We start from the raw sequence: 23976 nt of genomic DNA, 5'->3' as shown, positions 1-23976 counted from the left end.
ATGAGCGACTTGTCAAAAGAATATACAGGCCTTGAAATAGCCGTAATAGGTGCTTCGGGAAAGTTTCCGGGGGCACGGAATGTGGCGGAGTTTTGGGATTTGCTTCAATCAGGTAAGGAAGGTATATCCTCTTTCAACGAAGATGAATTGAGAGCTGCCGGAGTAGATGAAGCGTCCATAGGGGCGGAAAATTTTGTTCCTGCAAAAGGTATCATTGATGATATAGAGTGTTTTGACCATGCTTTTTTCGGATACTCTGCGCGTGAAGCCGAACTGTTGGACCCACAGGTGAGAATATTTCTCGAATGTACCTGGGAAGCGTTGGAAGATGCCGGTTACGATCCTCATTCGTACTCAAAGCGCATCGGTATGTTTGCAGGTGCCAATCCCAATTTGTATTGGACTTTCGGGACGCATTTTTCAGGTAAAGAGGATATCGGCGATTTTGCCAATAAAGACTTATTAAGTACAAGGGTTTCGTATAAACTGGATTTGAAAGGGCCAAGTTACACAGTCTTCACAGCTTGTTCCACCTCATTAGTTACTATACATCAGGCCTGTCGCAGCTTATTGGGAGGAGAATGTGATATGGCGATAGCTGGCGGTATTTCTATTGAGCTTCCACAGGTCAGCGGCTATTATCATCATGAGGGAATGATACTCTCCAAAGACGGACACAACAGGTCTTTTGACAAGAATGCAACCGGGGCTGTATTTAGCAATGGTGCCGGTGTAGTGGTTTTAAAGCCTTTGGAAGATGCGATCAGAGATAAGGATAATATTTATGCGGTAGTGAAAGGTACGGCCGTGAATAATGACGGTAACCGTAAAGTAGGCTATCCTGCACCAAGCGTGAAAGGTCAGGCAGAAGTCATCCAGGATGCTTTACAAATTGCTGAAATTGGTCCTGAGTCAATTTGTTATGTAGAAGCACATGGCTCTGCTACAGCTATAGGCGATCCTATCGAAGTGGAAGCACTACAGCAGGCGTTCAACACTACGAAAAGGAATTTTTGTGCTATTGGATCCGTCAAATCCAATTTGGGACATACTAATATTGCCTCAGGAGTAGCCGGCTTTTTGAAAACAGTATTGGCGATTAAAAACCGGTTTATACCAGCCACTATAAATTTTGAAGCGCCTAATCCAAAGATAAATTTTGATAACAGCCCTTTCTATGTGCTGAACGAGCCGCTTGGACTCACCGGCATCTCCCCGATAAGGGCAGGAGTAAGCTCTTTTGGCGTTGGAGGCACAAATGCTCATGCCATTATTGAAGAAGGCCCTGACATCAAGAGTGACGTACTGCAGGGGCGCCCGGTATTACTTAGGTTTTCAGCTCATAATGCTGATTCACAGGTAGCCTACCGTAGTAAACTAGCCAATTTTATAACAACTACCGATGAAAACCTACGTGATATTGCCTTCACATTGCAAGTAGGAAGGCATGACTTCAGGCGACGTCAGTTTCTGGTTTGTAGCACGAAAGGTGAAGCGGCCCAGGCGTTGACGGAACAAGATATTGACAATAGAAATCAAAGCGAGACAGATGCTGACGAAGATCGCTTCGTGGTATTCATGTTTCCCGGTCAGGGGGCACAATATAATAATATGGGTCTTGACCTGTACCATAACTTTAAGGTTTTCAGAACCGAGATGGATCGTGGGTTAGCAATTATTAATGCGCATACCCAACAAGATATGAAAGACATTTGGTTTATGCACAATGCAGAAGATCTGGACTCATTTGAGCAAAACCCGATTAACCAAACACAAAATACTCAGCCGTTACTTTTTGCTTTTGAATATGCCCTGGGTAAGACCATGATGGCACTGGGTATTCAGCCTAATGCTATGATTGGACATAGCTTTGGAGAGTTTGTAGCGGCCTGTTTGGCAGGTGTCTTTTCATTGGAAGATGCCCTACGACTGGTTATAAGAAGAGGTGAGCTGATCGCATCCTTGCCGGAAGGAGTAGGTGGTATGATGTCAATAGCCATTTCAGAAAACGAGCTAATAAAGCTTCTACCTGAAACAATAGATATTGCAGCCATAAACAGCGATCAGTCATGTGTGATATCCGGAGAAATAAAAGAGCTTCAGTCATTCAAATCTATACTGGAAGCCAAAAACTATTCGTGTCGTGAGCTCAGGATATCAAATGCATTTCACTCCCGGATAATGGAGCCTATATTGGAAGAGTTTAGGGCGGAATTTGATACCATCCAAATTAACCCACCGCAAATTCCTTTTATGTCCAATTTGACAGGGCAATGGGCGACTGAAGAAGCCATCCAATCGCCTCAGTACTGGGTGGATCATCTTAGAAAAACGGTCAACTTCCAGTCTGGCTTGAAGCATTTGATAGATAAACCTAATGTGGTTTTCTTGGAAATAGGGCCTGGTACTACGCTTTCTACATTTGTGAACCAGGCTCGAGCAGGTGGGGACCGGATTTACGCAATTAACCTGATCAGGCATCCGAAAGATGAACACTCTGACGAACATTATTTTCTTGAAAAATTGGGTGCTCTATGGCTAAAGGGAGTAGATATTAACTGGAATGCCTATTATGAACAAGAAGAAAGAAAACGAGTTTCTGTGCCTACCTATGCTTTTAACAAAACCAAAAGCTGGCTGGATGAAGTGAAGTTTAAAGAGAAAAGATCACTGCTTGAAAGTGGTCAACTCACCTCAAGTGCAGTAAGTAAACTATACAAACCCACCTGGATACAGGAAAACGCGAGATCTACCGGGGCAGACTTAAGCCAGACTACCTGCATATTGGTAGCCGATAAATCAGGTGTTATGACCGGACTCCGTGACGCCTTGAAATCCCATTATGCCATCATTATTATGGTAAGGAAAAATGATAACTTTAGTAAAGCAGATGCATTTAACTATGCTTTTAATACTGAAATATCAGCGGATTGGAGGCGTTTTTTTGATGAAGTAGGTAACACCCAACCTATTCATATAGGGTATGCAGGATTGCTGGACCATGCCATGAAAACCACACAATTTAATGTTGTGCAAGATGATACTTCCGGGTTCAGTGATATGCTGGAGGTCTTGAAAAGCAGCAGGCTGGAAACCATGGTTTGTTGGTATACACAACAATCCACAGATGCTCCAATTACCGGGGTTAACGCACTTAATGCCTCCCTGTATGGAAAAGCCCGGTGGATAGCTCAGCATACGCCGAACCTGTATATCAGACGGGTAGAACTGGATATCTCAGATTTCACCAATGCATTGATAGCAAAGAAGAACACGGCATTATTGGCAAAAGAATTTGTTGACCATACTGCCGATGATTTTGTGTGTATAAAGTCAGGATCGCGCAGTGCTTTCAGGCGGGATTATTCACTTAAACCGTTAGATACAGAACCCACAAGCTTGCCGGTTAAAAACCACTTACTGGTAGGGGCGCTTAACGCTGAAGTCATTCAAACGATTGGCCATTTGCAGCAAAAAAATAACCCGGTGGGGTGGGTCAATACTACCTGTTTCCCTCCGGAAAAGGAGTGGCCTCTATGGCTGGAGGATTCACTCACTGATAAGGATAAGATCAACTACCTGCTTCATTCCGATGAAACCAAAAATAATCATGTGAGCCTGGAAGTGGCGCTGGATGATGAAAGAAAGAAACCGATTGAGCAGGTGGCCGAATGGGAACAGGAGTTTGTTCAAACGATCCAAACGTTAAGTACGGCGCTTGTTTATCATTATTTTGAAACGTCAGGTATATCTATGAATGTAGGTGCTCAACATGGCTTGACAGAACTGAAAGAGACCCTGAAAATCTTACCGCGGTTTTATAAATTCTTTGACTATTTCATACACATTTTAGAGGAGGACGGTTTAATGAGCTTTGCAGGAGATATTGTAACCATCCGCAAAGAATTATCAGCGGAGGCAACCATTGATGCTATCCGGGACCAACTGCAGGAGCAATTCCCTTCGTGCATGCCTATTTATGATCTGGTTATTCACTGTACTTCCAGCTATGGTCAGGCACTTTCGGGACAAATACCTGCTATTGGTGTTTTGTTTCCTGATGGTAGCTCGGATTTGTTGGATGCCGTAGCTCAAAACGATGTTTTTGTCTCATCTACCAAACGCTATTTCGAGAACCTTAAAAGTCTCGTTGATAAGTACATCAATGAAGTTGGAGATAAGAAGCAGATCAATATATTGGAAGTCGGTGCCGGCAGGGGGGAGTTAACACAAGCCCTGTTGCCCATGCTTAAAGGGGCCAACGTACATTATTACTTCACAGACATCGGACAAACTTTTGTTCAGAACGCCAGGAAAAAATGGGCCGATACTTATGATTTTGTAAGCTTTAAGCAATTTGATATATGCGATGATCCATCAGGTCAGGGGTTTGAACCTTTTTCATTTGATCTTATCCTGGCTTTTGATGTAATCCATAGCACCCCATCGCTGGCTGACACTATTTCAAATCTACATCACTTGTTAGTGCCCGGTGGCTGGATGGGATTCATCGAGAATACATCTTCGTTAAGACTGGTCAATCTTGTGTGGGGATTAGCCGATGGCTGGTGGGAGTTCACTGATCACGAAATTCGTACTACCACGCCATTGGTAAATGCCGCCACTTGGCTGAAAGTAATGGAAATGATGGATTTTGAAGTGGTTGCTAATGTTACATTGGATGAAATCACTACAACCAGCGACCATGACCTGCTTCTGATGCAGGCGAAAAAGGCAGATACCTTTAAAGCTTATCAACATCATTTATTGAAAACACACCAACCAAAATTAGAACGAGTAACCGGCCTTATAAAGGAAGTGAATCAAATGAAGTGTGATGGGCAGCTTTCTATATGGCAACTTTCTGAAAAGAATACACTAAAGCCTGCGTTGGAGCAGGCTGTTGAATGGCTCTCTGAAGCAGACGATATTATTTACCTGCCAGGTAATGAAACTCAGGCAGTGCATATATTGCATCAGCTTTGGACTATCGGTGATTTTGCCAGCACAAAAGGGATAGATAATTGCCTGTTTATTGCAGGAGCAGATCATCACCTGAGTGTGGACGATAGTGCTTCAACGGCAGGTGTGAGGTCATTGTTGCCTTCAACTATAAACTTGCTGAACCTTTCTCACAGTACTTTTTGGAGCCATTTTAGCTTTACTCATTTGACAAAAATGGAGGCAGTGAGTTTCAAAGAACAGCTTCAATTATCCAGGCATGAATATGTTACCATTATAGATCAATTCTTGCAAGGTGTACTATCCGGTAACATCATCATATCCAATAGTAATCCAACGGAGCTGGCTGGAAATACCAATCAGGAAGAAAATAAACAGGTTGAAAATGGTACGGTGGCAATATCCGATGCACCTAAATCGGAGATAGAACAACAACTGGCAGCCATTTGGAACGAAGTTTTTGGAACAGAATATATCAACAGGAACGATAACTATTTTGAATTAGGAGGCGATTCCCTCATGATGGTGGCAGTGATTGCCAGAATTGAAAAAACGTTCAAGACCAAAGTCAAGGTAAAAGAGTTTTACAACCATCCTACAGTAGCTGCTTTATCAAAAGTGATTGCTTCAAAACAAGGTGGACACTTTGTTGAAATTAAAAAAGCAACGCTACAGCCTTCTTACCCAGCCACTTCAGCTCAAAAAACCATGTTTTATTTACAATTCCTTCACCCTGAAGGGACCTCCTATAATATTACGCAGGTGATGGAATTGGAAAAAGGTATAGATATTGAACGGCTCACTATCGGTTTGAATGAATTAATAGAGCGGCATGAGACTTTGCGCACCATCTTTATACTTTCCGGTGGCGAACCCCGTCAGGTAGTCCTTGACCACTATGAAGTGGCGTTAGATCATTTCGACATTTGTAAGGGAGATGTGCATGAGGCTATGAATATCTTTATAAAGCCCTTTGACTTATTAAAAGAACCATGCTTCAGAGTAGCATTGGCGCAGGATAATGATAGCAAATACCTTATGGTGGACCTACACCATATTTTATGCGATGGAATTTCTATAGATGTTTTGAAAAAGGAACTTTCTGCCCTTTATAATGGAAATGAACTGGCCCCGTTAGAGTTACAATTTAAAGATTACGCTACATGGCAAAACTCAGAATCCTATCAATATTACCATAAAGAGCATGAACAGTATTGGCACAAACAGTTCAGCCAGGAGCCTCCAATATTAAAATTGCCATACGATTTTGAAAAGCAAAAGTATACGGAACCCGTAGGAGAACATTATGTAGCGGATATTGAAAAAGACCTCTTTAAAGCTACCAAGGCACTGATCAGAAACACTAACACGACGCTTTTTGGTCAGCTGATGACCATCACATACATCGTACTGGCCAAATATGCACAGGTGGAGGATATTGTGATAGGTACAGGTACCGTAGGTAGAAATTTTCCTCATTTGGACCAGATCATTGGCAATTTTGTCAATACTGTGCCCATCAGGTCACAACCTCAACAAGGAAAAAGCTACCGGTCGTTCAGTCAGGAAGTGCAGCATAGTGTAAATGAAGCATTGGAAAACCAGGACTATCCTTACGAAGATCTCATAACTCATTTACCCTATAATGAAACCAAGGAAAACAAAGCCCTTTTTAATGTAGCGGTGACACTGGTTTCATCTTCATTGATCGATCAGTCAGAAAGCGAAGAAGTCAGGCTTTTTAAGAGGTATGTGGATCATTTTGACAATACGTCCAAGTTTGATATTGACGTAAATGCAGTGGAGAAGAAAGACCGTATTACCATAGTGATTGAATATGCTTCACTACTGTTTCAGGAACAAACCATGGCCAGCTTTTTCACCCACCTTAAAGAAGTGCTGGAGCAGGCAACAGTTCGACCGGATATCAAACTAAAGGAAATTGAACTATCAGGGATAAGTAATGCATTAGAGCAGGTTAATGAACAGACCTTAGCACATGATAAGATTATAAAAGACAGCTTTTTTGACCACAAATATTAATCATAGCCATGAATGAATCAGAGACATTAAAATACCAAGACCACGCGGAACCATCAGCGCCAGAGTTTTGGGGAGAAATATTGTCAGGGCATGACAACACATTCATTTATACACAAAAAAATGAATTGGAAACGGGCAGACAGACTAATGCACGATTGGAATGGAAATTGAATCCATTAGCCTATGATAGTATCCTGGAATTAACCAAAGGGGCGGATACCGGCATATTTAATTGCGTTATGGCTGCTACTATACTGGTTCTGAGTAGGTATGCTCAGCGTAATTCCCTGGTGATAGATACCCCACTTTTTAATGCACAGGACCGGAGTACAACCGCAGAAGACACCGTACCTGTTCTTTTTCAAATTCGGGAGGAGGAGCCGATCCGTGCTTATTTGAACCGGCTACAAGACACAATAGGTAAGACATACCTGCATCAGTATGATCTGAAGGGCAAGCAAAATACCACTCAAACCAATGTATTGGTAAGCTACTCGGGGATATTCAATACCCCGGCGGATATTAGCGCCTATGACCTTTACATTGATATCAAAAAAAATGATACAAGCTTGCATCTGTCTATAGATTATAAAGTAGCCCATTTTGACAAAGCTTTTGTGCAAAGGTTCCAACATCACCTTGACAAGGTGATAACCTATTACAATGAATTGAATACATGTATTCAGCAGGTAGATATACTTACGGCTGAAGAATACCTGCAGCTTAAGGCATTCAACACCAGTACTTTTCCTGAGGCCCAAATAGCAGATAGTGTCATTAGCCAATTTGAACGTCAGGCGATTGAAACTCCTGAAGCTATAGCTGTAGTAATGGAAAATCAGTCATTGAGCTATGAAGCATTGAACCAGGAATCAGGGAAACTGGCCCGCTATCTGCTGGAGCATTGTCATGTTGAAAAAGGAGATGTGATCGGTATTATGGTGGATCGTTCTCCACGTTTTATTATCGGTTTGCTGGGCATAATGAAATCAGGTTGCGCCTACTTACCTATTGATCCTCGATACCCTAAAGAGCGTAAGCAATTCATGCTGGAAGAGTCCGGAGCAAAAGCATTATTAACGGATTCGGACTCGCTTTTTGATATTGACTTTTTCAATGGGGAGCTATTCGCATTAGACATTCAGCTTGATATGCTTGACACCCCTTTGGAAAGAAGTATTTTCTTAAATGGCGACGACCTCGCTTATGTCATATTTACTTCAGGTTCTACGGGTCAACCTAAAGGGGTTATGATCCGGCATTCCGCATTGTTGAACTTATGTCATTGGCACCAACAAGCCTTCCGGGTAGATACAAATAGCAAAGCGACGCTATTTTCTACGATTGCTTTTGATGCGTCCGTTTGGGAAATATGGCCTTATCTGCTGGCAGGCGCATGTCTTTATCCACTCAATGACGAAATGAAGTTGGATTTAACAGCTATCGTTAAATTTTTTAATGATAAAGGTATAACACATACTTTTTTGCCGACTCCTATATGTTCTGAATTAAATAACCAGGAAGTAACCGTGAGTGAGCAGTTGCTTATCCTTACTGGTGGAGATGAGTTGCAACTGGGCAAAGAAACGTCATTGAACATAGTGAATAACTATGGTCCTTCGGAAGCCGCGGTGGTGGCTACTTCTATTGCGCTAAAAGAGAATAAACATACACCTGTTATTCCTATTGGGAAGCCTATTGATAATGTGGAGGTTTTGATACTGGACGAGCAGCTACGTCGTGTTCCTGTAGGAGTAGAAGGTGAATTATATATATCCGGAGTTAGTTTGGCATTAGGATACATCAATCGGGATGAACTGACCACGGAAAAGTTTTTGCCACATCCTTTTCAAAAAGATACGTTGATGTACAAATCCGGAGATCTTGGTTGCTGGACAGACGATGGTAATGTTTTGTTCAAAGGAAGGAACGATCAACAGGTAAAAATCAGAGGTAACAGGATAGAACTTGGAGAAATTCGCGCGCGAATGTTACAGTATGATGAGGTGCAAGATGCTATTGCCCTGTTCGACAAAGACCATAAGCGAATTTTAGCCTATTACGTTGCCAACGAGGCAGTAAGTGAAGAGAGTCTGCATAATTTTTTGATGAAACGGTTACCGGATTACATGATACCCTCTGTTAGTACGAGGCTTAATGAATTTCCATTGACGGCTAATGGCAAAATAGATTCAAAGGTATTACTCAAATGGGCTGTTAACCATGAGCAAAGTCAGGTCACGGAGATCTTGAGTGCTGATGAAGATAAAATGATATCCGTATGGAAAGAAGTATTGGGCGTAGAGCAGGTAGCATTGGAACAGGCCTTTTTTGCGTTAGGAGGAGATTCCATCAAAGCTATCCGGTTGATCTATGATGTGAATAATGCCTTCCGGGTTGACCTTAAACTAATGGATGTTTTCAAGTATGATACCCCTGTCAAGTTGCTGGCCAGAATGAATGAGTTGAGTGTTTTACCTACGGACACAGCCATCCTTGATGACGTACAGCAATTTATAGCCGCCGGAAAAGAGGAATACCTACAGCAAACATCAAATAAAGAGCTCATTGAAGATGTATACCCTGTAGCAGACATTCAACTGGGTATGCTTTATCATGGCACCCACAGCGCAACGAAAGCCATGTATCACGACCAAATTGTACACCAGGTGAAGTATGCAGGCTTCGATGAAAAGCGTATGCGGAGAACACTGGAGTTAATGGCTGATGAACATGAAATATTAAGAACATCGTTTGATCTGGGTTATGAGCCGCCCGTACAACTTGTACATAAATCCATTGCTATAGACTATGTACATACGAACTTAACAGGCAAGCATACGGATGAACAAAAGAAAGCAGTTGATAACTGGTTGGTTGAAGACAGAGAACAGCCCTTTGATCATCATAAACCCGGTTTATGGAGGGTGCGCACGTTTACTTTGAACAATGATCGCGTGGTGGTGGCGCTCGTATGTCATCATGCCATTATTGATGGGTGGAGCGACGCTACTTTCAGTACGGAGCTCAATAATATTTACCATACACTTGATAAACAACCGGACTATATACCTCAAAAACCAGGATGTTCTTATCGTAATTATGTTGTAGATGAGTTAGTGGCCAAAAGAGACCCAGCAGTGAAGGCATTTTGGCAATCAGAGTTCGAACACTATGAAAAGATCAGGTTCATGTTTCCGTTGGATGACCAGGGATCGGTTACCAAGGTGTTCAACGCACCGTTTGATAGCACTTTGAAGAATGGATTGGTAACATTTGCCTCTGAGCACAATACCAGCCCCCGTGTAGTTTGCCTGGCGGCCTACCTCCGCGTTATAAAAACGATATCTTTTAACGACACGTCTATTATTGGCTTACATACGCATAACAGGCCACTGCATAGCGATAGTGATCGTATGCTGGGTTGTTTTCTGAACTCTGTCCCTTTCCAATATCAATTCCCGGAAGGCCTGAATTGGATGGACCACTTGCAGGCGGTCAATGACAAAGTGGTAAAACTGGGAGCTTACAACCACCTGTCTCTGATGGAAATAGCTCGAATTCATGCTAAAAAAGGAGGCGCTCAAAATGAAAATCCTTTTTTTGATACCCTCTTTGGCTACCTGGATTTTCATGTATATCAAGACTTGATCACAGCAGGTGAGGGCTTCTCTGAAACTTTTGAACAGCAGGAAATTGAAGCCAATGGGCAAGGCATTAATAACACCTTTCTCAATTTTATTGTCAATGCTACATTGAATGAATTTAACCTGCTTATTTTCTATAAAAGCACCCAGGTTGACGAAAAACTACTAAGCTACCTGGCAGAATTGTTTCAAGACGCCCTTGAAAAAATAATGGCACAATCTGAGGAAGTAATAGACTTTGGTGCGGAAAGATTTAATGTCAAAAAGATTAAAAAAACCAATGCGAGCATTGATTTTGACCTGTAATAAACGAAATGATTTTTATGAAGTAAACTGACAAACATGGAAAAAACGAAAATTTACCTCCTTCCATTCTCCGGTGCCAGCAAATATTCTTATGCACAATATGCCAAAATAGCACCACCAACGTTTGAAATGATTCCCGTGGAAATACCCGGCCGTGGTATGCGTGCCAGTGAAGAATCACTGACAGATATCCACAAAATAGTGGATGACATATTCTTACAAATAAAAGATGGCCTTCAGACTCCATACGTAATATATGGACATAGCTTAGGAGGTCTGTTAGGGTATTTACTCGTGCATAAAATTGTAGAGGCGGGACTTTCCATACCATTGCACCTGTTTTTTACCGGTTGCGTGGCGCCTTCTGTCCGATATCGAGGGTTGGTAGATCATTTGTTGCCCAAAGAACAATTCATACAAAAAATAAAAGAACTGGGAGGCAGTCCTGACGCTATTTTGAATGACAAGGCATTGATGGAGTTTTTTATCCCTATTCTTCGCGCAGATTTTCAAGCGGTTGCGGAGTTTCAATATAAAGAAAGGCCTCGCTTTGATGTAAATATGACCATTCTGATTGGTTCCGAAGAGGAAGCTTCTTTTGAAGAAGCCCAGGCCTGGCAAAAGGAGACAACAGGAGAAATAGATGTGAAAATGTTGCAAGGAAATCATTTCTTCATTTTTGATCATCCCAAAATCATTATGAAGATCTTAACTGAAAAAGTGAATTCAAAAATCCCCACCCTATGACTAACAAGAAAGTGTATTTAAAGCCCAATGTAGTGATCGAACCTCTGGTAGACCAATGGTATGCATGGCCCCACCTGGTTTCGCCGGCGACAGCTGCTATGAACATTACGGGGCGTCATTTGCAAATTATGAACTCCTACATTCAGGCACCACACATTCATGCAGCTGCCGTTAAAAACCCAAAGATGTTGGGAGGGCCTTTTATGGACTATGAAGGAGGTCGTCTGGAAGAAGTAAAACAGCTTCGGGAAGATACGTTGAGTAAAAGACGGCAAATGATTGAATTTTCTGAAGCAGTAAAAAAACTGGATCAGATGTTAAAAGCCCACAATAAGGGTCACTCCCTTGAATCACTCTACGAGGAAGTTCCCGGGCTATTGAAAGGGTATGTAGAGTTAGTTTATGACCTTAACCATAATCCCTCTTTTCGTTTTTTTGAGCCTTTACTTTATAGAAGCAGGTACTATGATCCGTCCGCTCAAAGCATTGCTTTATGGATTACTGAAAATGACGAAAGACCGTTTTGCTTAAGCACGCCTCGTTTGAACGAACCTAACGTATTGCAGCTAAACATTCCTTTTAGTCATGAAGGTATAGATGTATTGAGCAGTATGAAACGGACGGCTATGGACTTTGATCATATTAAAGGGCTGCTCAACATAACAGCAGAAAATGAACCGCTTTTCAGTACACTTTTTACAGAACAAGAGCCGGCAACATATGAGAAATATACCGGAGACAAGATCCGCATGAGATACATGGGCCATGCCTGCATTTTGATTGAAACAAAGGATGTCAGCATTTTAGTGGACCCATTGATAAGTTATTATGGTTACCATTCTGACGTATCGCATTTTTCCGATATAGATCTACCTGATAGCATAGATTATATCCTGATTACACACAATCACCAGGATCATGTTTTATTTGAAACACTTTTGCCGCTCCGTCATAAGGTAGGGAAAATCATCATCCCAAGAACCAGGTCGGGTGCTTTACAAGATCCAAATCTTAAGCTGATGTTTGATCATATTGGCTTTAATAATGTAATTGAAATTGACGAAATGGAGTCTATTGACTTTGGCGATACCAGAATAACAGGCGTCCCATTTACCGGAGAACATTGTGACCTTGATATCAAAACCAAGATCTGCTACCAGGTCAAAATTGAAGAATTCTCCTTACTCTTCGTTGCAGATTCAAGAATCATCGAAGCACGTCTTTATGAGCACATTCATAGTATAGTAGGGGATGTGGATGTTATTTTCCTTGGCATGGAGTGTGACGGCGCTCCGCTTACCTGGTTATACGGACCATTGTTGCTGGAGGACATATCAAGAGAAAAAGATGGTAGCAGAAGGCTAGCCGGTTCTGATTGTGAAAAAGGGATGGGGTTGATCAATATCTTCAACCCTAAGGAAGCCTATGTTTATGCCATGGGACAAGAGCCCTGGGTGGAATTCATCAGCAGCGTGAAATACACGGATGAGTCGAATCCAATTGTTCAATCCAACAAACTGCTGGAAGCTTGTGCCAAAAAGGGGATTGTTGCAGAAAGACTGTACGGAGAAAAAGAACTTCTTTATGATAAGAGCAAAATTGAACTGAGAGAAACGATGGCATAATGCCAATGCCTTCGGTCAAATTAGCTGCAGGAGGACGTGACCCTTGTCCTCCCTGAAAATAATGTACTACGAATACTATTAAAATCAACATTTCCAATTATGCAAGACATATCCCCAACCCCTTTTGACAAAAACCTTATCGCATATAACGCTAAAACACAGGAAAAAATCTATTGGACCGACCGATTTTCATTGGAAAGGGATGAATGTGATTTTCTTTCGTGTTACCCAGGCTTCCTTAGCCAGGAAAGTGGTGCATATCAATGTGTTGATTTTTCCCTTGAACAGCCCGTCGTTGCCAAATTAGAAAAGGCATGTGCGAATGATCAATCCCTCTATGTACTACTTATGGCAGTGTTTTTCGTGCAGCTTTCCAAAGCAAATCGAGTGGAAGCGTTTGCTGTAGGATCGATGATAGAAAAAGGAGATCATACCACGGACATGATCAATGAATTATTTCCTGTTATTGTATCGGTAACATCAAACCTTACTTTCAGAGAGTTACTGCATATTATCAAGGAAGCCTATCTGGAAGCCACAGAAAACGCAGATTATCCGGTACAGCATCTGATGGATAACTTAAGTGACGGAAATGGACAAAAGTTGTTCAATACAGCAATCATCATGGAGGGATTACATGAGTTGCATAGATTATTGGATCATGGACAAGCCACATTTATCTTGAATTTTAATCATACCTCGCAAGAATTAACGTGTTCAGCAACTTATAAAAATAATGTTTTTACTAAAAGCGATGTTGAAAGGATTATTCATGATTATCAGACAGTACTGAATACCTGCCTGGCGTATATAGACTTGCCCCTAAAGAATATCAGTGTATTAAATGACACAGAAAGACAATATTTACTTCATAATATTAATGACGTTCAGTCCGATTACCCAAAACACAAAGGGATTCCTGAGTTATTTGAGGCGCATGCACTGAGTAACCCAAATACACTGGCCATTGAAGGTGAGGATTTTACTTTTTCGTATAAAACACTGAATGAAGCCTCAAGCAGAGTAGCCCATTATTTGCAAACGGTGAAAGGTATACGTCAGGGAGATTTCATCGGGATTTTACTCGATAGGGAGCAATGGATGATGCCCGTCATTTTAGGAATACTTAAAGCAGGTGGAGCTTATGTGCCTGTTGATCCTACCAATCCCGGCCAGCGTATAGTATCAATTATTCGTGATGCAAACTTGTCATTGTTAATCACCAGAGATGAGTTTTTAGGAGAAAATATTAATTCTTTGGTGGATGTTGTGACGCTGGATTCCGTTGAGGAAGAAATAAATACCCTTGAACCTGTATATCAAAGTACTTCATTAACAGGCGATGATCCGGTTTACGTCATGTATACCTCAGGGTCTTCAGGTAAGCCTAAAGGCACACAGATATCGCATGCCAATGTTACCAGGGTAGTACTCCAAACCAATTATATCGATATTCAAAAAACGGATCGGGTATTACAACTTTCCAACTATGCTTTCGATGGCTCCGTGTTTGATATATATGGAGCGTTGTTAAATGGAGCGACGCTGTTGATGATATCAACAGCTATAACGAAGGATGTTCCAACTCTGGGCATATATATAAGGGAACAAAACGTTACTGTTTCCTTTTGTACTACGGCATTGTTTAATGCCTTAGTCGACGGCGACCTGAATAACCTTAAAAGCATTCGTAAACTGTTATTTGGTGGTGAACGTGTCTCCTTAAAACACTTGAACAGGGCCTTTGACCATTTAGGTCCAAACAAGTTAATCCATGTTTACGGACCGACGGAATCAACAGTTTTTGCCACTTACTACCCGGTTGATCAGTTGACCAAACAATGGACTACGATTCCAATCGGTAGACCCGTGGCTAATACGGAGATTTATATTTTGGATAAGGACCGTATGCCGGTTGCTCTTGGTGTACCTGGTGAAATTGCCATTTCCGGTGATGGGTTGTCCAGCGGCTATTTGAACAATGAAGAACTTACACAATCAAAGTTCATAGACCACCCTTTTATAGAAGGGCAGAAACTATACTTAACCGGTGACCTAGCAAAATGGCTCCCCGAAAAACAGATAGAGTTTATCGGTAGGACAGATCAGCAAATCAAAGTGAGGGGGTTCAGGATAGAACCCGGTGAAATTGAGAGTCAAATGTTGGCCCATGAAAAAGTGAAGGAAGCAAAAGTGGTAGTAAAGGCCGATGACGGAGATAAGCAGTTAGTTGCCTACTATGTTGCAGAAAGTGAGTTGGATCAAGGACAATTAAAAGCTTTTCTTTCCCATTGGCTTCCCGGATATATGGTGCCGCTTTACTATGTTAAGTTACAGGCGCTACCACTTACCATTAATGGTAAAATTGATCATAAGGCACTGCCAGTCCCTCAAACATTACACGATGGAAATATAAAAAAACCATCGAACACGCTGGAGAAAGAATTAGCCACAATCTGGTCGCAGTTACTTTCAATTGACATCGGTGAAATAAGCACTGAGCATAGTTTCTTCGAATTGGGAGGTCACTCCCTTAAAGCTTCGGCTATGATCAATACTATCCATAAGGTATTGAATATTAAGGTCCCGGTTTCAGAAGTTTTTAAAAACCCTACGATTGCATCGCTTGCCAAACATATGGAAGCCTTAGGAGATAATGATTATCTAAACATCCCTAAAGCGGATATACGAACACACTACCCTGTAACTGCTGCTCAAAAACGTCTTTTGGACCTGCATCAGCTAGACCCACAATCTTTGGCCTATAACATACCTCAATTCCTTTTATTAAAAGGAGCTATCGATACGGAAAAGTTTGCTAATGCCTTTAAACAGCTTATTGCCAGGCACGAAAGCCTGAGAACAGGCTTTGAAATGGTGGAGGGCAAAATTGTTCAAAAGATTATTCAGGAAATAGATGCCGAAATAGACTGTTTTGACGCAAAAATGAGTCAAGAGGAGATTACTCAACAATTTATAAGGCCGTTCTCGCTAAATCAGCCACCACTTATCAGGATTGGTTTAGCAGAACTTGCCGATGGAAATCACTTATTTATGACAGATATGCATCACTGTATATCAGATGGCGTGTCTCAAGGTATATTGATCAAGGATTTCATAGCGCTGTACGATGAGCAGAAGCTTGCTCCACTAAACCTTCAGTATAAAGACTTTGCTGTTTGGCAAGAGGAAAACCTAACCGAAAATAGTGAGGCGCAGAGAAACTTTTGGCGGAATGAATTTAATGAACTTCCTGATCCGTTGGAACTCCCTGCGGACTTTCACAGGGCCAAACTAAAATCATTTAAAGGCAGCTCTATGAACTTTGAAATATCAGCAATTCAGAGTCAAAAGCTCAGTGAGCTTGCCCATAAAGAGGGTGTAACCATGTATATGCTGTTAATCAGTATTTACTATGTTTTCCTAAGTAAATTAAGTGGGCAGGATGACATAGTAGTGGGCAATCCAATTGCAGGAAGAGAACACCGGGACCTGGAAAACATCATCGGCATGTTTGTCAACACTATCCCTGTAAGAAGCCGGGTTGACAGTGATTTGACTTTCCGGCAATTTCTCTCACAGATAAAGATCAGGATGCCTGAGTACTTTGAAAACCAATCCTATCCCTATGAAAAACTCATGGAAGAATTGGGTGCCGACCCAGGTATAAGTCGAAATGCGCTTTTCGATGTTGCTTTTGGTTTTAACAGTTTTGATGAGAATACGTTAAAAATTGACGGTCTCGCTATTGAGCCAATTGATCCTAAACATAAGATATCCAAGTTTGATCTTACCCTTTCCGTTATAGAGCAAGAGGATCACTTACTCTGTAATTTTGAGTATTCGACTGTATTATTTCAAGAGGAAACCATTCATAGGTTCATTGCATTTTTCCATCAGCTCACGGCTTCTATCACGCATGACCCAAGCAGGAAACTAGGCAGTGTTGAAATGATTGATGATAAGGAGAAAACACGTCTGTTACAAGATTTGAATCTTACAGAAACACCTTATCCGAAGCAAAAGACCTTAAGTGAGCTTTTTGAAATACAGGTACAACAAACGCCCGGATCGATAGCAATAAAAGGAGACGGGTTCCAATTGACTTATCATGAATTACAGGTCAAGGCAAATAAAATAGCCTGTTATTTAGTGAAGGAAGAAAAAGTGCTGCCCGGAGATTTTGTTGGTCTGATGTTAGGAAGCGAAGAGTACTTGATACCATGTATGTTAGGCATATTAAAAGCGGGCGCCGCCTACGTACCTATAGATCCTGAGTACCCGCAGGATAGGGTCATACATATTTTAGCCGATGTATCGGTAGAGGTGATAATTACCAGAAAAGATTACCTCTCGCGCTTAGATCAGAATGCTTGTCATGTATTGACGTTGGATGAAAAGAGTGAGCTGATAGAAACCATGGAGCCTTTACACGAATTAGCGGTGGGCGCTGGAAAGAGCACCGCTTATGTAATGTATACCTCTGGCTCTACGGGTAAACCTAAAGGAGCAGTAATCTCACACAGTAATGTTTCAAGAGTAGTAAAAAACACCAATTACATAGCTATATCTGATGATGATGTTATGATCCAGTCCTCTAACGTAGCCTTTGACGGATCAGTATTTGATATTTTTGGAGCGTTACTTAACGGAGCTACCCTCATTTTAGTCTCACCGGAAGTAGTCAAAGATGTAAGGAAATTAGGAGAGGTTATATGCTCTGAAAAAGTAACCGTACTCTTTCTTACCACTGCCCTTTTTAACACTTTGGCAGATCATAATCTCGATAGTCTTAAAGGCATTCGAAAGCTACTAACGGGGGGTGAACAATCATCCATTAAACATATGCAAAAAGTTCTGGCAGCGCTGGGGCCGGGTAAATTGGTTCATATATACGGACCTACCGAATCTACTGTATTCTCCATTTTCCACCCGGTGGATCATATTGATGACTCATTGGATGCCATTCCTATTGGTAAGCCGATTTCAAATACACAGGTATATATTCTTGATCAAAACTTCAACCCGTCTCCATCAGGCATTACAGGTGAGATTTATATTGGCGGAGATGGAGTCGCCAATGGTTACCTCAATCAAAAAGAACTTACGGAGAAAAGGTTTATTGACTTACCCAATATTTCTACTTCTCGCCTGTATCGTACCGGTGATTTGGCCAGGTGGCTACCCAATGACAATATACATTTTGTAGGGAGGGCAGATAATCAGGTAAAAATCAGAGGATTTAGAATAGAGTTAGAAGAAATAGAAAAGGAACTTCAGGCACATGCCGATATAAATGAAGCTGTAGTACTGGTAAAAGGCACCCATAATGACAAATGCTTGCTGGCTTACTACACTGGACAAGAAGTGAATAAGGATATGATAATAACGTCCCTTTCCGAAAAGCTTCCAGGTTATATGATTCCATTACACTATACCTGGTTGAAACAAATGCCTTTAAATAGTAATGGAAAAATAGACCGTAAAAAGTTGCCTGATCCGTCGGTAGAACAAAACCAGGAAGTTGTGAAACCTTCTAATAAAACGGAAAGTAAGCTATTAAAAATATGGGCTGAAGTACTTGATTTGCCTGCAGGGCAAATCAGTGCTGAGCATGACTTTTTCGTCATAGGGGGGCATTCACTTCGAGTTGTTTCACTGGTAATGAAAATTCAAGAGACTTTCGCCATAGAGATCACTATGGAAGAAGTGTGGTCCGGTCCAACCATTCGGCAGATGAGTGAGTGTATTGATAATTATTTATGGATTAAAGGAAATCCGGCACAAGAAGAAACATCAACGACCGAATTTATATAAGTATGCATGAGTTGATCAATAACCTGAGGAAAAACAACATTAGGATAGAAGTTGTAGAAGATAGGTTAAAAGTGGATATCCCCAAAGAAGTCCAGGCAGATGGGTTACTCCAGCAGATTAGAAATAATAAAGAGGCACTTATATCTTTTCTGAAAGAAGTAAATGATAAGGATATCTATCAGAAAATACCTCAGGTAGCGGAACGTTCCTATTATCCTTTATCCCCAGCGCAAAAGAGGCTCTATTTTTTACATGAGCTAGACCCCTCTTCGTTGGCGTATAACATGCCGCAAGTATTGAGGTTGACAGGGAAAGTGGAGCAGGAAAAAATGAATGTGGCTTTTCAAAAGTTAATGGCAAGGCATGAAATGTTGAGAACGACATTTCACCAGTCCGATGGAGGACCTGTACAAAAAATAGCGGATGACATAACCTTTAATATAGAAGTATTTAATAGTTCGGAAAAAGATGCACTTGCAGTATTCAATGGTTTTATACGACCCTTTGATCTTCAAAAAGGACCACTAATACGTGTTGCATTGATACAAACGGATGTAGCAAGTACACTACTGGTAGTAGACTTGCATCATATTATCTCAGATGGTATTACCCAGGTTGTGTTGATAAAAGACTTTATGGCATTCTACAATAATGCTTTGCTAAGTGCTCCTGAAATTCAATATAAGGACTATGTCATTTGGCAACAAAATGAAAAGCAGCAAGACGCACTTCAGGCCCAAAAAGAATTTTGGATCAATCAGTTCAAAGAGGATATTGATGAACTGAATTTACCTTCAGACTTTTCCAGGCCACCGGTTATAAAGTACCATGGTCACTCCATGAATTTCTATCTCGATGTTCCGACCTTAAAAGAGTTGAAGGAATTGGCTGTAGGGGAACATGTTACCATGTACACTTTGCTATTAGCTGTTTTTAACATCTTGATTGCGAAACTCAGCAACCAAAAGCAAATTGTAATTGGTACCCCTGTAGCGGGAAGAAAACACCCGGATGTAAAAGAGATGGTAGGCTTATTTGTCAATACGTTGGCCATCAAAAGCTCAGTTGATGGGCAAGTGACCTTTCGGGAGTTCCTTAAAACTACAAACCTGCATATTATCAAATGCCTTGGTAATCAGGACTATCCATTGGAAGACCTCATTGATCAACTTGGTATAGAACGTAATACCAGCCGTAATCCGCTGTTTGATATAATGTTTGCTTACCAAAATTTTGAAGATGCATCCTTTCAATTGCCAGGGGTAACGATATCTCCGTACCCTTCTGAAACGAATATTTCCCAGTTTGACCTTACATTAACAGCAGGGGAAGTGGACCAGGGAGTGTTATTAAATTTCGAATATTCTACGGATTTATTCAATGAATCCACGATTCAGCAGTTTTCGGGATACTTTAAGACGTTGGTAGAATCTGTTCTGGACAACCCGGATCAAAGACTTGCTGAGTTGGACCTTATGAGTAGCCAGGAGCAATATTCACTGGTGCATCAGTTTGATGCCGCCCGTATCGCTTTACCTTCAGATACCACGGCGCTTTCGCTGATGAGTGAGCATGTTGCTTTGCGTCCGGGTGCGGTGGCGTTGGTCTATGGAGATAGTGAGCTGACTTACGGCGAGCTGGACAAACGTTCTAATCAACTGGCGCATTATTTACTTTCCCAGGGGCTTGAAGATGAAGCTATTGTGGGTGTGATGGTAGATCGTTCTTTTGAAATGGTGATCAGCCTTTTAGGTATTATGAAGGCGGGTGGGGCTTATCTTCCGTTAGACAGAACGCAACCCCGGGAACGCAATGTGGTTATCCTGGAAGAAAGCGGTTGCAGGTTACTGCTAACCGAAGCCGGGTCGTGTGACCTCTACAAAGCTGCAGTACCATGTTTGGCTGTAAGATCACTTGATTTAAGCGGCTGTCCTTCAACAGCAGTTGATTTAATGCCATCTCCCTCACAGCGTGCGTATGTGATCTATACTTCCGGCTCTACCGGCGTGCCCAAGGGCGTTGAAATTGTTCATGCCACGCTGCTGAATTTGATTGTTTCTCAGACACAGGAGCTGAATATTAGTGCTCATGATCGTGTGTTACAATTCGCTAACCTGGTCTTCGATGCATCGGTAGAGCAACTGTGGCTGGCTTTGGCAAATGGGGCCAGGTCAGTTTTAGTATCTCGTGATATTATACTGGATCAGGGTGCTTTTATGAGCTATATAGCAACAAAAAAAGTAACTTATCTTGATGTTACACCTACTTATTTGGAAAGTATAGGAACAGGTTTCCATCCGGAACTGAGATGCATTGTTATTGCGGGAGAAGAGTGTAATGTGGCTTTAGTTAATGAGCTCTATGATAAATACATAGTGTTCAATGGTTATGGTCCGACCGAGGCTACGGTGACCTCCGTTCAGTATAGGGTCCGGGATAAAATAACAGATATCCGTGTACCCATAGGGCGTCCCTTTGGTAACATTCGTGCTTATGTTTTGGGTAGCGAGGGTGACTTGCTGGCAAAAGGAGTACGGGGAGAACTGTACATTGCGGGCTCCTGCCTGGCAAAAGGCTACCTTCACAATGCAGCATTGACGGCGGAGCGTTTTCTTCCTGACCCGTTTTTTGAAGGGGAAAAGATGTATCGTACGGGTGACCTGGTGAAATGGCGTTCCGATGGTAACCTGGAGTTTTTGGGGCGGTGTGATGATCAGGTCAAGATCCGGGGTTTCCGCATGGAGCTGGGGGAAATTACCCAGCAACTGGCGAGCCATCCCTCATTGCATGAGGTAAGTGTAGTTACCCGTGAGATCCAGGATGAGTTACAACTGGTGGCTTATTATCTTTCTGATGAGCAGCAGGATGAAAATAATTTGAAGGAGTATCTAAAGAGTCGTTTACCGGCCTATATGGTCCCGGTAGCATACGTTCATCTGGCAGAAATGCCTTTGACGGCGAGCGGTAAACTCAATCGTAAGGCGCTTCCGGCACCTGATCTGACATTCACATCCTCTTATACTCCTGCAGGAAATGAGCTGGAAGAACAGTTGGTCCATATCTGGTCGGAAATATTGAAGTTGGACCGGGAACAGATCAGTGTGACCCGAAGTTTTTTTGAGTTAGGCGGGCACTCTCTTCGGGCGATCACCATGATCAATAGCATACGGTCGGAGTTTTCGCTGGATGTTCCATTAATGTCAGTTTTTGAGCACCAGGACATCCGTAGTCTGGGGAGCTACATGTCAACGCTTCAAGAGAAGCAATATCAGGCTATTTTGCCGGCGCCATCTCAGGCTTATTATCCGCTCTCGTCTGCTCAAAAGCGGCTTTATTTTCTTCACCGTTTTGACCCGTCTTCTTTGGCTTATAACATGCCGGAAGTCGTTGTACTGGAAGGTGAACTGGACATTTCTCGCTTGAAAGGTGCATTTAATAAACTGATTGCCCGTCATGAAAGCTTACGTACCTCTTTTATAATGAAGGGAGAAGAACCTGTTCAGGTAGTTCATGATCAGATGGATTTCAATCTTATTCATTTTGGAAAAGTGGCGGAAAGAGAGGAGCAACAGTTGATTAAGGCTTTTTTGCGTCCCTTTGCATTAAATTCAGCCCCGTTGATGCGAGCTGGATTGATCACACTGACATCTGACACAGGAGATCAGGACGGATCACGTTACCTGTTGATCTTTGATATGCACCATATCATTACCGACGGTGTGTCCCAAAACCTGCTGGTGAATGATTTCATGTCGCTCTATAACGGAGAGGAACTTGAGGCGGTAAAACTCCACTACAAAGATTATGCGGTATGGCAGCATGCAGCCTCCAATGAGTCGGTTATAGCTTCTCACAAATCATTTTGGCTTTCCGAATATAAAGAATTACCAGAAGTGTTGGAGTTGCCGACAGACCGTCCCCGTCCTCAGCAAAGCTCTTTTTCGGGGGATACCTATACCTTTTCTCTTGATGCGACGACTTTCTCAGGATTAAAAGCGTTGGCACTTGCCTCAGAAGCTACGCCGTATATGCTGTTTTTATCGCTGTTCAATGTATTTTTATCGAAGTTGAGTAATCATTCGGATGTGGTAGTAGGCACGCCCATAGCCGGCCGGGATCATCCGGACCTTCAAAACATTACCGGAGTATTCATCAACACGCTTGCTTTCCGTAATTACCCTGAGGGGTCAAAGCAGTTCAAAGAGTTTCTGAAAGAGGTCCGGTCCGGTGCGATCCAGGGTTTTGAAAATCAATGGTATCCTTTCGAAGCCTTAGTGGATGCGCTGGAGGTATCCAGAGACCCGGGCAGGAATCCATTGTTTGATGCAATGTTTTCCTATCAGAACTTCGAGGCGACATCACTGGCCATTCCGGGCTTGAAGCTGTCTGCTTATGAGGTAGACCATAAGGTATCGATGGTAGACCTTAGCCTAACAGCCTTTGAGGATTCAGATTGTTTGACTTTAACGTTTGAATATGCGACGGACTTGTTTGATCGTGCTACTATAGAGCGATTTTCGGGATACTTTAAGACGTTGGTAGAATCTGTTCTGGACAACCCGGATCAAAGACTTGCTGAGTTGGACCTTATGAGCAGCCAGGAGCAATACTCACTGGTCCATCAGTTTGATGCTTCCCGTATCGCTTTACCTTCAGATACCACGGCGCTTTCGCTGATGAATGAGCATGTTGCTTTGCGTCCGGATGCGGTGGCGTTGGTCTATGGAGATAGTGAGCTGACTTACGGCGAGCTGGACAAACGTTCTAATCAACTGGCGCATTATTTACTTTCCCAGGGGCTTGAAGATGAAGCTATTGTGGGTGTGATG

General features: G+C 42.1%; 6 protein-coding genes. All 6 read left to right on the top strand.

Annotated features, from left to right (window positions below; genetic code table 11):
- Complete coding sequence (locus tag FNH22_RS20870) at nucleotides 1-7005, top strand: type I polyketide synthase (protein WP_143400388.1); 7005 nt, start codon at nucleotides 1-3, stop codon at nucleotides 7003-7005.
- Between the two features lie 8 nt (nucleotides 7006-7013).
- Nucleotides 7014-10958 carry a non-ribosomal peptide synthetase gene (locus FNH22_RS20865; protein WP_143400387.1) on the top strand — a complete coding sequence of 1315 codons (3945 nt, stop codon included), beginning with the start codon at nucleotides 7014-7016 and terminating at the stop codon, nucleotides 10956-10958.
- Nucleotides 10959-10994: 36 nt separating this feature from the next.
- Nucleotides 10995-11705, top strand: coding sequence for a thioesterase II family protein (locus FNH22_RS20860; RefSeq protein ID WP_143400386.1), 711 nt, complete (start codon nucleotides 10995-10997; stop codon nucleotides 11703-11705).
- Nucleotides 11702-13330: an MBL fold metallo-hydrolase gene (locus tag FNH22_RS20855; protein WP_143400385.1), complete on the top strand. Its 1629-nt coding sequence runs from the start codon at nucleotides 11702-11704 to the stop codon at nucleotides 13328-13330. Before FNH22_RS20860 ends, FNH22_RS20855 begins: the two co-directional genes overlap by 4 nt.
- Nucleotides 13331-13429: 99 nt before the next feature.
- Nucleotides 13430-19147 (top strand): non-ribosomal peptide synthetase, encoded by a 5718-nt coding sequence (locus tag FNH22_RS20850; RefSeq protein ID WP_143400384.1) that lies wholly within the window; start codon nucleotides 13430-13432, stop codon nucleotides 19145-19147.
- 2 nt (nucleotides 19148-19149) lie between these two features.
- On the top strand, nucleotides 19150-23976 hold a 4827-nt coding region (locus FNH22_RS20845; RefSeq protein WP_143400383.1), incomplete at its 3' end, for a non-ribosomal peptide synthetase.

The sequence above is a fragment of the Fulvivirga sp. M361 genome, from assembly GCF_007097395.1.
Classification (GTDB): Bacteria; Bacteroidota; Bacteroidia; order Cytophagales; family Cyclobacteriaceae; genus Fulvivirga.
The sequence above is the reverse complement of the archived record's forward strand: the minus strand, read 5'-3'. Positions and strand labels throughout refer to the sequence as shown.